Annotated in this window: 8 protein-coding genes; 5 read left to right on the forward strand and 3 right to left on the reverse strand. The window is 67.3% G+C overall.

The window, feature by feature from the left end; genetic code table 11:
* The first annotated feature begins 228 nt into the window (after window positions 1-228).
* Entirely contained in the window at window positions 229-1872 is a 1644-nt protein-coding gene (locus tag AB0B82_RS31175) for a DUF4091 domain-containing protein (protein WP_360176635.1), read from the forward strand.
* Here the strand turns inward: AB0B82_RS31175 and AB0B82_RS31180 are convergent.
* Genes AB0B82_RS31180 through AB0B82_RS31190 form a run of 3 tightly spaced genes read right to left on the reverse strand, consistent with a single transcriptional unit; the run spans window position 1869 to window position 5967 of the window.
* On the reverse strand, window positions 1869-3899 hold the full coding sequence (locus AB0B82_RS31180) for an alpha-galactosidase (protein ID WP_360176638.1): 2031 nt from the start codon (window positions 3897-3899) through the stop codon (window positions 1869-1871). The two genes, AB0B82_RS31175 and AB0B82_RS31180, sit on opposite strands and share 4 nt — an antisense overlap.
* A complete protein-coding gene (locus AB0B82_RS31185; protein ID WP_360176641.1) occupies window positions 3896-4651 on the reverse strand; it encodes a FadR/GntR family transcriptional regulator in 756 nt (251 codons plus the stop codon). Before AB0B82_RS31185 ends, AB0B82_RS31180 begins: the two co-directional genes overlap by 4 nt.
* Complete coding sequence (locus AB0B82_RS31190) at window positions 4648-5967, reverse strand: L-fuconate dehydratase (protein WP_360176644.1); 1320 nt, start codon at window positions 5965-5967, stop codon at window positions 4648-4650. The genes AB0B82_RS31185 and AB0B82_RS31190 overlap by 4 nt, the downstream gene beginning before the upstream one ends.
* 135 nt (window positions 5968-6102) lie before the next feature.
* Here AB0B82_RS31190 and AB0B82_RS31195 point away from each other — a divergent pair, with 135 nt between their 5' ends.
* Genes AB0B82_RS31195 through AB0B82_RS31210 form a run of 4 tightly spaced genes read left to right on the forward strand, consistent with a single transcriptional unit; the run spans window position 6103 to window position 12156 of the window.
* Entirely contained in the window at window positions 6103-8460 is a 2358-nt protein-coding gene (locus tag AB0B82_RS31195; RefSeq protein WP_360176647.1) for a glycoside hydrolase family 95 protein, read from the forward strand.
* 25 nt (window positions 8461-8485) lie between these two features.
* Window positions 8486-9478: an ABC transporter permease subunit gene (locus AB0B82_RS31200; protein WP_360176649.1), complete on the forward strand. Its 993-nt coding sequence runs from the start codon at window positions 8486-8488 to the stop codon at window positions 9476-9478.
* Window positions 9475-10425, forward strand: a complete 951-nt coding sequence (locus AB0B82_RS31205) for a carbohydrate ABC transporter permease (protein WP_360176652.1) — start codon at window positions 9475-9477, stop codon at window positions 10423-10425. Before AB0B82_RS31200 ends, AB0B82_RS31205 begins: the two co-directional genes overlap by 4 nt.
* A gap of 33 nt (window positions 10426-10458) precedes the next feature.
* Complete coding sequence (locus AB0B82_RS31210) at window positions 10459-12156, forward strand: ABC transporter substrate-binding protein (RefSeq protein ID WP_360176655.1); 1698 nt, start codon at window positions 10459-10461, stop codon at window positions 12154-12156.
* Window positions 12157-12189: the final 33 nt, after the last annotated feature.

The raw sequence follows: 12189 nt of genomic DNA on the forward strand, positions 1-12189 counted from the left end.
ACCGGCCGGTCAGCGGTGTGCACTCTGGACAGGTAGTGCACCGCTGAGACGGTGTACGCGGGAAGCAAATCACGCTCAGGTGCACTACTTGCCGCCGGACACGTCCTGTCGAACTGACACACCCCGCACCCGGTGGCCCAGGGATGTGGACCGGGCGTTGCGCATTGGTGCGCGGTTCTGCATCATTGGTGCCACAATTACGCAGAATCCTGGAAGGAGTGGTCAGCAATGACCGCGCAGTGGGAGTTCGTGCTGTGTGATGCGCTGGCGAAGGTGCATCCCGTCCGTGACCCGCGGCCGGTGGCCGCCGAGACCCGCTTCCAGGCCTTCCTCGGCGAACCGGCGTCCTTCCAGCTCGCGTACCGGCCGCCGATGGAGCCGACGTTCCGCAACCCGAGCCCATTGCACGTCCGGGTCGAAGGTGACGCGGCCGACCTGGTGACCGTGGCGAGCGTCGACCTGGTGCCGTGCTCGTTCGTCGCACTGCCGGGGCATGACGACGGCTACGAGTTCGACGAGCCCGGTCTGTACCCGGACGTCCTGCGCCCGATCCCGGACGGCGGCGTGCCGGTCCGCTTCGGCAGCTGGGCAGCGCTGTGGTTCGACGTGAAGACGGCCGACCTCGCGCGGGCAGGCGTTCACGAGCTCACCATCGTGGTGACCGCACCCGACGGTTCCGATTTGTACCGCGCGCCGGTGACCGTCGAGATCACCGGGATCGAGCTACCGCCGCTCGACATCGTCTCCAGTCATTGGATGCATCTCGACGCGCTTGCGGATCACTACGGACTCGAGGTCTTCAGCGAAGAGCACTGGGCTGTCGTCGAGCGCTTCATGGCGTCCGCCGCCGGGATGGGTGCGACGTCGCTGCTCGCGCCCGTGTGGACACCGCCGCTCGACACCGCGGTCGGCACGTACCGCACCGTCGTCCAGCTGATCGACATCACGACGACCGAGGACGGCTACCGGTTCGGTTTCGACCGGCTGCGGCGCTGGCTCGACGTGTGCCGCCGTACCGGCATCACCGGCGTGGAGGTCGCGCACCTGTTCACCCAATGGGGTGCGCGGGCGACGCCGGCGATCGTTGTCGACGGCAAGCGTGTGTTCGGCTGGGACGTCGCGGCGACCGACCCGAGGTACCGGGAACTGATGGAGGCGCTGCTACCGGCGCTGCAGGCGGTGCTCGACGAGGAGTGGGACCGCGAGCACGTGGTCTTCCACATCTCCGACGAGCCGTCCGGCGAGGAAGGACTGGCGAGCTACCTGGCGGCGAAGGCGGTGGTCGCCGATCTCCTCAAAGGCTGGACCGTGGTCGACGCCCTCAGCGAGCACTCGTTCTACAGCTCCGGTGCCGTCGAGGTGCCGGTCGTCGCGACCAATCACGTCGAACCGTTCCTGGCCGAGCGCCCCGAACGCCTGTGGGTGTACTACTGCGTCTCCCAGGACCGCGACGTCGCCAACCGCTTCATCGGGATGCCGTCCGCCCGTAACCGGGCCATCGGCCACCAGTTGTTCGCCTCCGGCGTGGACGGCTTCCTGCACTGGGGATTCAACTTCTACTACACCTGGCACGCCCTGCGCCGGGTGAACCCCTTCGAGGACACGTCGGCCGGCGGCGCGTTCCCGGCCGGTGACCCGTTCATCGTCTACCCCGGGCCGGACGGTACGCCGTGGCCGTCGATCCGCCATCGTGTGTTCGCCCAGGCGATGTGGGACCACCGCGCGCTGCAAGCTGTCCGCGAAAGGTACGGTACGGCGGCAGCGCACGAGATCGTCGACCCGGACCGAACACTCGCGTTCAACCGTCCTGTCCTCGATCCCGACCACTACTACCGCACCCGTCAGCGCCTGACCGCCGCGCTGACGGACTAGCTGGTCAACCGGAGTACGCGAGCGGACGGCTCCGCGACGGTCGTGGTGACGGTCAGTTTGCCGTCACCACGCCAGGAGTATGACCAGTCGCTGTCATCGACGGGGAAGTGGGGCGTGATCGTGCCGCGGGGGAGCGCAAGCTCCACACTGGCCGGTCCGGCGACGCGATGCCACACGGTCAGATAGCTGACCCCGGCACCGTGCAGCGCGAGCGCGACCCACTCGTCGTCCCAGGCCGGCAACCCCAACGGCCAGCTGGGAACGAGCGACTCGATGTCCTTCAGCAGTTCCCGGTGTGCCGCGAGCGCCGACCGAACCAGATCCAGCTCGGACGGCGTCATGCGGTTCAAGTGTCCGGACAGGTACAGCCGGCCGGGTACGCCGTTGACCATCGCGAAGATGAACTGCTCGCGGGTGCTTCCGGTGATCGGGTACGCCCAATGCCCGGCCTGCTCAGGGAGCAACGCAGCCGGCGCGGCCGCCGTGATCGGTGCATAGCGCAACGAATCTTCCTGGTCCGACGACGACTGCAGATGCAGCCGGGACAGTATCGCGTAGTCCATCCGCATCGCACCCGAGGCGCAGCTCTCGATCAGGAGGTCGGGATGACGTTCGTGGAGGCCGTCGAGCCAGTCGAGCAGGGCACGGTTGTGTTCGAGCAGTCCGTGTCCGAGCGACGTACCGCCCTTGTCGGTGCCCGGCCCGGTCATCGTGTTGTTGTCGAACTTGAAGAACCCGACCCCGAAGTCCGCGACGAGCCGGTCGACCGTGCCGTCGAGGTGCGCGCGGGCGGCCGGGTCACGCAGGTCGAGAAGGTACCGTCCGGATTCGGCCACCCGGGTACCGCGCCGGGTCAGGAACGCGCTGTCAGGCAGCGACTCGGCGATCGGCGAGCGGACGCCGACGACCTCGGGCTCGAGCCAGAGACCGGGGACCATCCCGCGGTCGCGGATCCGGTCGGTGACCTCGACGAGTCCGTTCGGAAACCGGGTGGTCGAGGGCTGCCAGGCGCCGACGGTGTTCCACCAGTCGCCCTCGGCGTACCAGCCGGCGTCGATGCAGAAGTAGTCCGCGCCGGCGTCGGCTGCCGCATCGATCAGCGGCAGCAGCTTCTCGGTTGTCGGGTCGCCGAGCAGCGTGTTCATGTAGTCGTTGAAGATGACCGGCAACCGGTCGTCGACCGGGCGGCGAAGCCGGATCGCACGTCGCTGCCGGGTGAGTGCGGCGAACACCGAGTCCCGGTCGGTCCCGGCGACGAGCGACACCGGCACCGACCTGAACGGCCGGTCCTCGGTGAGGTGCACGGACCACTGGTGTTCCTGGTCGGTCGGACCGCTCAGCAGCAGGTAACCGCCGTACCTGCTCTCGCCGACCTCGTAGTGCCAGGGACCGTTGTGCTCGATCTGCCAGCCGAGCGCGGACGGCGACGAGCGGTCGACGAGAACACCGATCGGCAGCCGTTCGCCGGTGGACCACGATCCGAAGTTCGTCACCGCGTGCCGGGTCCGGGCGACGTGGCGATGGCCGTCGGAAACGATGTCGGCGAGCGCTCCCGCGCGCAGACGCTCGACCGCCCACCTGCCTTCGGCCATCCAGCTGTTCGCTGCGGAGTACAGCTCGGCATCGACGGACGGCAGACCGACGGCGAGCGACGACAGGAACGTCAGCTCGAGCGATCCCGGTCCGGCGAGCGACGCCTCCGACCACGTCCGTACGCCGGCGCGCGCCTCGAACACGCTGGTGACCTGGAGTCCGGAGTCGTGGTCCACCTGAACGATGCGCAGGATGCCGGCACTGATCGAGTGGCTGACGTAGCGCAGCCGTTGACCGAGCACGGTCTCGACATGGCGGTTACTACTGGGCGAGCGGCCCGACCCGACGGCCGCGACCTCGACCAGCGCCTGACTCGTCTCCGGTGCCGGCCGCTCGGGTTGCTGCAGGTCGCGGACGGCGACCAGTCGCACGGGACCGTCGTCGAGCGCGAAGGTCAGGGTCAGGTCCGGGGTACTCCACTGCAGCAGGTTCACGCGGTCTCGTTTCGTTCTCGGTCGGCGGCGTCGCGTTCGAGGAGGTAGTCCTCGACCGTGAACAGGTGGGCGGACATCCAGGTGCGCGCCCGGTCGGGGTCGTGCGCGGTAAGCGCCGCGAGGATCGACAGATGCTCGCGATGGGCGGTCTCGTCGGCACCCGGCTGGCTGATCGACCGGCGCAGGCGGTCGCGCATGGTGCGGCCGCCGAGTGCGTCGATGAGGGCCGCCAGCACCGGGTTGCCGGAGGCCTCCGCGATGATGCGGTGGAAGGCGATGTCGTTCTCGATGACGGTTTCGTGGTTCGGCTCGTCGAGGGACAGTTCGGACTCGTTGTGCCGGAGCAGCTCGGCGGCAGCGGCGAGTTCGTCCGTGCCGATCCGCCGGGCCGCGTGGCCGGCTGCCTCGGTCTCGAGCATCCGCCGGACCGAGTGCAAGTGGGTGCCGGCGCCGTCGTGCAGGTCGACCACGAAGCCCATCGGTGCCAGCAGCATCGACGGATCCAGCTTGGTCACATAGGTTCCGTCGCCCTGCCGGGTCTCCAGGACGCCCATCAGCGACAGTGCGCGAACGCCTTCGCGCAGCGGATTCCTGGAGACCCCGAGAGCGGCCGCGAGGTCCTTCTCGACGGGCAGCCGGTCACCTGGCCGCAACTGGCCCTCGACGATCATCTGCCGGATGCCCTGGACGACGACATCGGTCTGCGAGACACCACGGCTGCGCGGCTGATCGGTGAGCTTCGCGGGGGTCATGGGAGCGCGATCGCCGTGGTCTGCGATGTCCAGTACGTACCGGTCGGGAACTGGTACCTGTGGAGTGACTCGGTGTGCATCTCGGCACTGTAACCGGGGGCGAGCGGCAGCACGTACGCACCGTTGCGGACCACGCACGGGTCGACGAAATGCTCGTGCAGATGGTCGACGTACTCCGTCACGCGGCCCTCGAGACTGCCCGACACCGCGACGTAGTCGAAGATCGCGAGGTGCTGCACGAGCTCGCACAGACCGACGCCGCCCGCGTGCGGACACACCGGTACGTCGAAGGACGCCGCGAGCAGGTACACCGCGAGTACTTCGTTGACGCTGCCGAGGCGGGCCGCGTCGAGCTGGCAGAAGTCGATTGCACCGGCCTGGAAGAACTGCTTGAACAGCACGCGGTTCATCCCGTGTTCTCCGGTGGCGACCCCGACCGGCGCGACCGCCTTGCGGATGGCGGCGTGGCCGAGGATGTCGTCGGGGCTGGTCGGCTCCTCGATCCACAGCGGGTCGAACTCGGCCAGTGCCTTGACCCATTCGATCGCCTCCGGCACGTCCCAGACCTGATTGGCGTCGATCATCAGATGACCGTCCGGACCGAGCACCTCTCGGGCGATCCCGCAGCGGCGGATGTCGTCGGTGAGATCGGCGCCCACCTTGAGCTTCACATGTTTGTAGCCGGAGGCAACGGCTTCTTCGCACAGCCTGCGGAGCTTGGCATCCGAGTACCCCAGCCAGCCGGCCGAGGTCGTGTAGCACGGGTAGCCGGCGGCCTCCAGTTCCTCGATTCGTTGCTTTCGGCCCGGTTCCTGGCGGGCCAGCAGCGCGATCGCCTGGTCGGGCGTCAGGACGTCGGACAGGTAACGCAGATCCGCGGCCGCGACCAGTTGCTCCGGTGACATGTCGGCGAGGAAGCGCCACAGCGGTACGCCGGCCCGGCGGGCGGCCAGATCCCAGACCGCGTTCATCACCGCGGCGAGGGCGAGATGGATGACGCCCTTGTCCGGACCGAGCCAGCGCAACTGACTGTCCGACTGGAGTTCGCGGTAGATACCGCCGAGGTCGTCGCAGATGTCGGCCACACTGCGCCCGACGAGGGGTGCGGCCCGTTGCTCGGCCGCGGCGACGCACAGGTCGTTGCCGCGGCCGATCGTGAACGTGAACCCGAAACCGGCCAGCGCGGGGTCGTCGGTGCGCAGGACGACGTACGCCGCCGAGTAGTCGCCGTCCTTGTTCATCGCGTCCGACCCGTCCCGGGTCAGTGATGTCGGGAAGCGGACATCGACAACCTCTACCGAGGTGATGCGCGGCATGGCGGCCCTCACTGTCAGAGATAGATGGGATCTTTCGGCAATTCAGTTGGCGTTCAGTATGGACCATCGCAGGCAGCGGCGCTACGATCCCGAAATTCGTAGGATCAATAACTGATCTTCGGCAGGAGGTTGCGGATGGGTCAGCTGGTGAGCCAGGACCGCGCCGCGTCCCAGCGGTTGCACTACGACCGTCCGGCCGGCGCCTGGCTGGAGGCCCTGCCGCTCGGCAACGGGCATATCGGCGCGATGGCTTTCGGCGGCGTCGGCACCGATCGGATCGGCCTGAACGACGAGACGCTGTGGTCGGGCGGCCCGGAAACCGCGCGCCTGCTGTCCACTCCGCTCGGCGCGACCGGTGCGCAGGCGGTGCAGGCGGTGCGCGACGCTCTACGGTCCGGCGATGTCCGTGGGGCGCATGAACTGGCGAAAGGCTTCCACTCCGGCTACTCGCAGGCGTTCCTCCCGTTGGGCGATCTCCACCTCGAAGTTGCCGTCGCCGGCGTCGTACCCGCGGCCGGGAGCGTCACGCAGTACAGCCGGGACCTCGATCTCGATGCCGCGATCACAACGACGCAGTACGAGGTCGGGGAGGTAGTGATCCGGCAAGAGGCGTTCGTGAGCGCGCCCGACGACGTACTCGTGGTTCGACTGACCGCGTCCGAACCTGTGCTGGGACTGCGATGCCGACTGTCGTCGCAGCTGCAAGCACGCTCGCACGCCGTCGGCAACGGACTGGGACTGCTGCTGCAGGCGCCGGCCGACGTGGCACCGCCGCACCGTTCCGTACCCGAGCCGATCCGCTACTCGGAGGGCGCTGATCGCGGAATGGCCGCCGCTGTCGCGCTGCGTGCCGCGAGCGACGGCGAGCTGAGAACCGCTGACGACGAGCTCACGGTGGGCGTCGCCACCGAGATCACCCTGCTCGTGTCGAGCGCCACGTCGTACCAGAACAGCAGGACCGCGGAGGAATGCTGGTCGGCCGCGGATCGCATCGCGCTCGCTGCCGCGGACCGCGCGTACGACGCCCTCGTGGCCGACCATCAGCAAGATCACCGGCGCCTGTTCCGTCGCTCGGCGCTCGAGCTGCCGGTCACGGCCCACTCCGAACTGCCGACCGACGAGCGGATCCGGCGCGGGGTCGATGACGAGGATCCGGCGCTGGCCGCACTGGTCTACAACTACGGCCGCTACCTGATGATCGCGAGCTCGCGACCGGGTGGATTGCCGACGACGCTGCAGGGCATCTGGAACGACATCCTCCGGCCGCCGTGGAGCTCGAACTACACGGTGAACATCAACACCGAGATGAACTACTGGCCGGCCGAGACCACCAACCTGTCCGAATGCCACGAGCCCCTGCTCAGGTTTATCGATCAGCTCGCCGAGGCAGGACGCACCACCGCGCGGGAACGGTACGGCTGCCGAGGCTGGACCGCTCATCACAACACCGACGCCTGGCAGTGGACCGCGCCGGTCGAAGGGGACCCGCGCTGGTCGAACTGGCCGCTCGCCGGCGCCTGGCTGGCTCGGCACCTGTGGGACCACTACGAGTTCACCGGCGACCTGGAGTTCCTCGGGCAGTCGTGGCGCGTCCTGCGTGGTGCCGCAGAGTTCTGCCTCGACTGGCTGGTGGAACTGCCCGACGGCAGTCTCGGTACGTCGCCGTCGACCTCACCGGAGAACGACTACATCGCCGCCGACGGGCAGCCCGCCTCCGTCACCGAGTCGTCCACGATGGACCTGGCGCTGATCGCGGACCTGTTCGGAGTGGTCGAGCGTACGGCGGACCTGCTCGACGTCGTCGATCCGCTCGTCGTCGAGCTGAGCACCGCGCGGAAACGGCTGCCGGATCCGCCGATTGGTGCCCGCGGACAGTTGCAGGAGTGGGCCGCCGACCTTCCGGAGGAGGACCCGCAGCACCGCCACATGTCGCACCTGATCGGCCTGCATCCGGGCGAGGCGATCACCCCGGACGGTACGCCGGAACTCGCCGCGGCCGCCGCGCGGACCCTCGAGCTGCGCGGCGACGAGGCGACGGGATGGTCGCTGGCATGGAAGATCTGCCTGCGGGCACGCCTCCGCGACGCCGCCGCCGCGCACCGGCTGGTCCGGGCGTTCCTGCGGCCGGCCGACGACACCGCGATCGGCCGTCCGGGCAGCGGCGCGGGCGTCTACCCGAACCTGTTCTGCGCGCATCCGCCGTTTCAGATCGACGGCAACTTCGGTACGACGGCGGGTATCGCGGAGATGTTGCTGCAGAGCCACACCGGCGACATCGAACTGCTGCCCGCGCTGCCGACGCAGTGGAGCAGCGGCCGCATGACCGGCCTCCGGGCCCGCGGTGGCGTGGTCGTCGATCTCACGTGGACGCCGCACGGAGTCGAGGCGGTGCTGACCGCGGACCGGGACCAGGTGCGTGTCGTTCGCCACGGGGCGGACCGGCTGCCGGTCAGGCTGACAGCCGGTATCGGCACGCGCGTGGCCACGAGTTGATCACCGGCAGGGACGAGGAGCGCAGATGGCAACCCTGACAACCGTCCGGCCACCGGCCGGTGAAACCCCGGCACGGCCCAGGAAGCAGCGCAGCCGGGAACGGCCCGGCTTCCGCGGATTCCGGCGCAGCCTGCGCCGGCACTGGACCTTGTACCTGTTGATGGTCGTGCCGCTGATCTGGTTCGTCATCTTCAAGTACATCCCGATGTCGAACGCGGTGCTCGCGTTCAAGAGCTTCAATGTGGTCAAGGGCATCTGGGGGAGTCCTTGGGTGGGCTGGCAGAACTTCGAGCTGTTCTTCGCCAACCCGGTGTTCTGGACCCTGGTGAAGAACACCTTCCTGCTGTCGGTCTACACGGTCGCGGCCAGCTTCCCGATCGCGATCATCCTCGCGCTGGCGCTGAACGAGATCCGCAACGGTCTGTTCAAGCGCACCGTCCAACTGGTCACGTACGCGCCGTACTTCATCTCCACCGTGGTTGTGGTCTCGATGACGATCCTGGTGCTGTCGCCGCGTCTCGGTATCGTCAACGAGGGGCTCGGGTTCTTCGGCGTCCCGGCGGTCGACTTCCTCGGTAACCCGGACTACTTCCGGCACATCTACGTGTGGTCGGACGTCTGGCAGACCACCGGGTACTCCGCGGTGATCTATCTGGCCGCGCTGGCCGGCATCGACCCGGCGCTGCACGAGTCGGCCAAGATCGACGGTGCCAGCCGGCTGCAGCGGATCCGGCACGTCGACCTGCCCGGCATCATGCCGACCGCCGTCATCATCCTCGTCCTTGCCGTCGGCAACATCATGGCGATCGGCTTCGAGAAGGCCTTCCTGCTGCAGAACCCGCTCAATCTGAGTGAGTCCGAGATCATCGCGACGTATGTGTACAAGACCGGCCTGCTGAACGCGGACTTCAGCTCCGCGACCGCGGTCGGCTTGTTCAACTCGGTGATCAACCTGGTTCTGCTGCTCGGCGTCAACGCGGTTGCCAAGCGGCTCACCGGAAACGGATTGTGGTCATGAGCGTCCAGACCGAGACCCGAACCCTGCCGACCAAGCGTGGCGAGCGCCGAGCGGCGCGGACCCGGCGGATCCGCGAGTCACGCACCGACCGGATGTTCCTGTTCTGCGTGTACCTGCTGCTGGTCGTCTTTCTCGCCGTGGTGCTGCTGCCGCTGCTCTACATCGTGGCGAGCTCGTTCAGCAGCCCGGAAGCGGTGTCGTCCGGTCGCGTGCTGTTCTGGCCGGTGGACTTCTCGTTGCGCGGCTACCACGCGGTCTTCGAGAACCCGCAGATCGTTCAGGGCTACCTGAACTCGCTGTTCTACACGGTCGTCGGCACGGTCGTCAGCGTCACCATGACGATCGCGATCGCCTATCCGATGTCCCGCCGTACGCTCGTCGGCCGGAACGTCGTGATGACGCTGATCCTGTTCACGATGCTGTTCACCGGCGGGCTGATCCCGACCTATCTGGTGGTGCAGTCGGCCGGGCTGCTCGACACCCGGTGGGCGTTGATCATCCCGCAGGCAATCGGTGTCTGGCAGGTGATCATCGCCCGGACGTACTTCCGGACCACGATCCCGGAGGAGCTCGTCGAAGCCGCGCAGCTGGACGGGTGCGGCGACCTGCGGTTCCTCTGGTCGGTGGTGATTCCGCTGGCCAAGCCGATGATCGCGGTGGTCGCGTTGATGTACGCGATCATGCAGTGGAACTCGTACTTCGACGCACTGATCTACCTGAAGAATCCGGATCTGTTCCCGCTGCAGCTGGTGCTGCGCAACATCCTGATCCTGAACACGACCGGAGGCGGCGCAGTCGACGCCTCGGTGGTCCTCCAACGCCAGCAACTGGCCGACCTGCTCAAGTACTCGCTGATCGTGGTGGCGAGTGTGCCGGTGCTGCTGATCTATCCGTTCGTCGCGCGCTACTTCACCAAGGGAATCATGATCGGCGCCGTGAAGGGCTGATCCTCCGCATCACCTCGACCCCTGTGAGGGATTATGTCTGTTCAATTCACACGGCCCGGACGGCGTCGCCGGGCCGCGGTCGCCGGCGCGACAATGCTGGCCCTCGCGCTCGCGGCCTGTTCCGGTGGCGCCGGCGCCGAGGACGCGGCGGACAAGCCGCTGCCGACGATCACCGGCAACCCGGCCGTCACGCTCGACGTTTTCGCGCCTCAGGCGGCCGACTGGAACCTGGCCACGAACGACTTCACCCAGGTGGTGAAGCAGAAGTTCAACCTGTCGATCAAGTGGCAGACCACGACGTTCGACGGCGGTCCGGCCAAGGAGAAGCGGCAGATCTCACTGGCCAGCGGTGACTATCCCGACCTGTACCTGCTGATCCCGTGGGTGGACCAGTTCACCCAGGCGGACCTGCTGAAGCTGGCCAACCAGGGTGTGGTCGTCCCGCTCAACCAGCTCATCGACCAGTACGCGCCGAACGTCAAGAAGGCCCTGGACTCGACGCCGGAGTGGAAGGCGATGGCCACCGCGCCGGACGGCAAGATCTACGGGATGCCGCAGTGGGTGGACTGTTTCCATTGCACCTACCAGGCGAAGCTCTGGATGAACTCGGCGTGGCTGAAGAAGCTCGGCCTCGAACAGCCGAAGACGACCGACGACATGCGCAAGGTCCTGGAGGCGTTCAAGACCAAGGATCCGAACGGCAACGGCAAGGCCGACGAGATTCCGCTCAGCGCCGACGTCCGCGACGTGCTGATTCCGTACTTCATGAACGCCTTCATTTATGACCCGCAAGGCACCAGCGGAAACAACAACTCGACGCTCGTGCTGAACGACGGCAAGGTCGACATCCAGGCGGACAAGGACGGCTGGCGTGAAGGTCTGCGGTACCTGAACTCGCTGTACAAGGACGGCCTGATCGACCGGGGTGCCTTCACCCAGAATCCGGACGCGCTGTCCCAGCAGGGCAACCATGCCGGCAGCGTCATCCTCGGCGCCGCGACGGTCCTGCACCCGGGCATCTTCGTGAACACCGGTTCCGCGGACGGACGGGACAAGCAGTACGACGCCGTACCGCCGCTGACCGGGCCGAGCGGTGCGAACTACACCGGCTACAACTTCCCGAGTGCGCCCGGCGCGACGTTCGTGCTGACCAACAAGGCGACGCAGGAGGAGCAGATCCAGGCGATCAAGCTGCTCGACTACATGTTCACCGACGAGGGGCAGATCAACGCCTTCTGGGGCAAGGAGGGCAAGACCTGGAAGAAGCCGGAACCTGGTGACGTCGCGCTGGACAAGTCCCTGAAGCCGATCTTCAAGCAGATTCCGCAGAAGCCCGGAGCGAAGCCGCCGAACTCGGGATGGCAGGCGCTCGCGCAGTACAACAACACGGCGCGCTACCGGAACTCCGAGGCGATCGGCACCGACGTCTACTCCCAGGAGGGGTACGAGCGGCGGCTGTACGAGGCGACCAAGCTGTACGCCGGCGAGGAGGACAAGTCGAAGATCTACCCGTACTGGAAGGTGTGGATCGACCCGACCCTGGCGAACGAGGTCGCCACGCTGCAGACCAACATCGACAACTACGTGCAGCAGAACGCGCTGCAGTTCGTCACCGGTTCGAAGAACCTCGACACCGACTGGGACAGCTACGTCAAGGGCCTCGAGGGCCTCGGCCTCAAGCGCTACCTCGAGATCCAGCAAACCGCCTACGACAAGATGCCCAACAAGTAACCACCACCGCGGGGGCGGGCGGCGGGCCGGGCC

The organism is Kribbella sp. NPDC048915 (assembly GCF_040649595.1).
Classification (GTDB): Bacteria; Actinomycetota; Actinomycetes; order Propionibacteriales; family Kribbellaceae; genus Kribbella.

What these genes read in the sequence shown, in the direction of transcription:
- AB0B82_RS31190 (WP_360176644.1), bottom strand. Translation starts at nt 5,967, where the DNA reads ATGCCGCGCATCACCTCGGTAGAGGTTGTCGATGTCCGCTTCCCGACA.
- AB0B82_RS31210 (WP_360176655.1), top strand. Translation starts at nt 10,459, where the DNA reads ATGTCTGTTCAATTCACACGGCCCGGACGGCGTCGCCGGGCCGCGGTC.
- AB0B82_RS31185 (WP_360176641.1), bottom strand. Translation starts at nt 4,651, where the DNA reads ATGACCCCCGCGAAGCTCACCGATCAGCCGCGCAGCCGTGGTGTCTCG.
- AB0B82_RS31205 (WP_360176652.1), top strand. Translation starts at nt 9,475, where the DNA reads ATGAGCGTCCAGACCGAGACCCGAACCCTGCCGACCAAGCGTGGCGAG.
- AB0B82_RS31195 (WP_360176647.1), top strand. Translation starts at nt 6,103, where the DNA reads ATGGGTCAGCTGGTGAGCCAGGACCGCGCCGCGTCCCAGCGGTTGCAC.
- AB0B82_RS31175 (WP_360176635.1), top strand. Translation starts at nt 229, where the DNA reads ATGACCGCGCAGTGGGAGTTCGTGCTGTGTGATGCGCTGGCGAAGGTG.
- AB0B82_RS31200 (WP_360176649.1), top strand. Translation starts at nt 8,486, where the DNA reads ATGGCAACCCTGACAACCGTCCGGCCACCGGCCGGTGAAACCCCGGCA.